4 protein-coding genes are annotated in these 1,535 nt (G+C 34.5%); 2 read left to right on the forward strand and 2 right to left on the reverse strand.

Annotation, left to right across the window (positions count from 1 at the left end; translation table 11 throughout):
• The first annotated feature begins 100 nt into the window (after window positions 1-100).
• A complete protein-coding gene (locus tag Q1B07_RS26490) occupies window positions 101-265 on the forward strand; it encodes a hypothetical protein (RefSeq protein ID WP_299094127.1) in 165 nt (54 codons plus the stop codon).
• 124 nt (window positions 266-389) lie between these two features.
• Here the strand turns inward: Q1B07_RS26490 and Q1B07_RS26495 are convergent, their stop codons facing one another.
• Window positions 390-752, reverse strand: a complete 363-nt coding sequence (locus tag Q1B07_RS26495; protein WP_299094128.1) for a DUF1798 family protein — start codon at window positions 750-752, stop codon at window positions 390-392.
• A gap of 54 nt (window positions 753-806) precedes the next feature.
• A complete protein-coding gene (locus Q1B07_RS26500) occupies window positions 807-1,067 on the reverse strand; it encodes a hypothetical protein (protein WP_299094129.1) in 261 nt (86 codons plus the stop codon).
• 177 nt (window positions 1,068-1,244) lie between these two features.
• On the opposite strand from Q1B07_RS26500, the gene Q1B07_RS26505 reads away from it, so the two are divergent.
• Window positions 1,245-1,343: a hypothetical protein gene (locus Q1B07_RS26505; protein WP_046590326.1), complete on the forward strand. Its 99-nt coding sequence runs from the start codon at window positions 1,245-1,247 to the stop codon at window positions 1,341-1,343.
• Window positions 1,344-1,535: the final 192 nt, after the last annotated feature.

The raw sequence follows: 1,535 nt of genomic DNA on the forward strand, positions 1-1,535 counted from the left end.
GTGGCAAGTTTTTTGCATTTAAAGCCCTTAAATTCAAAGATTATTAACTTTTTTAATATAAAAGTTTTTACAATACGAAACACAATAAGGGGGTTTTAATATGGCAAGAGGCAAACATTTTAACCATAAAGAAAGAGGACACGAGCCAACCATTCCAAAACATGGCGGCGAGATTGCTGCCAAAAATACAGAACATATGGCATATGAAATTGAACCAGTTGCGAGTGAAGAAACCGGTCCGATTAGTTTAAAAGCTGAAAAATAATATGATTAGGGGCTGTTTTTAAATGGTTTGAAGCCTCAGAAAAACACCAATATATAGATGTTATGGTGGCTATGTTACTATATACTAGTGTTTTGGGGTGTTTTACCCACAGCCCCTCTAGTTTTCAACAATTAGTTTGTTCCTCAGTATGGATGCTCCTTAGAATATACTCTACTGAGTTATACAAATTATGAAATCTCTGATTATTTATATCCTTATAATACGACTGTAAAATAATTTGTTCGATATGTTCAATAGTTGATTCAATCTGTGTAAGATGAATATATTTTGGTTTTTTTTCCTTTACCCAAGCTTCAGCAAAAGACTGCCATTGCTTCGCCTTGTCCATTCCTAGCTCAAATGCAGGCTTTACCTTCCTAAAAAAATACTCTTCGGTTTTTTCAGGCTTTTTCTCAAAGCCTTCAAACCTTTGTTTACAGTCATTTATAAGCTGCAGAAGCTCATTTGAAAGCATTAATAAATTCAACACAACTTCACCTCTGCATTTATCATATCAAATCTGACGACATATACGAAAACATTATATATTGGGGGCGGCAATAGAAAAGCAGGAAGCATGAGCACGATACGTATCATTCTTTTGTTTTGTTTCCTGCTGTATGTCTAAACAGGAAATGATTTCAGTTAAATGCTGATCAATCTGGAAAGCATCCTCCATTAATTTTCGTTCCATTTTTTTGGTTGATACCTTCTCCTTCATTGCTTCCTCAAGTACAAAAAGCTCATGTTCTAATTCAGCTAACTTCCCTTCAATAACACTCTTTTCAATGATATTTTTCATCGTTCTCCCTCCTCTTACGCTACTAATTCGCTGTAAAAAAACAACCACCTTCTTGCTTGACAAAACTAGTTTTTATTCGTCAAAGAAAGTAGAAAAAGGCATTCTTCGACATCCATGTTCGACTTGAATGGAAACAATTACATTAGTAAAGACTACTTAACAGGAGGTGCGTAAACGATGGCTAAAAAACCAAAAGGTAAACAACAAGCTGCTGAAGAAAAAACACGCAGTACTGGCGATAAAAAACTCGATGGACCTAATCGTCCTTCAACTTAAATAATAATTGAAATTCAATAGTTACACAAAAAAATAAGGGGCTCTAAAAAAGGGGCTGTCCACTATAATTTGAGGACAGTTCCCTTCAAAACAACAGCCTCTTTATCCATTTCTCCAATATTGGTATGTCAACACTAAACTAGACACTTTTTTTAAGGTGAATATTTTTATATTCAATGGGACTTAGATAGT

It is taken from the genome of uncultured Metabacillus sp. (assembly GCF_947503125.1).
Classification (GTDB): Bacteria; Bacillota; Bacilli; order Bacillales; family Bacillaceae; genus Metabacillus.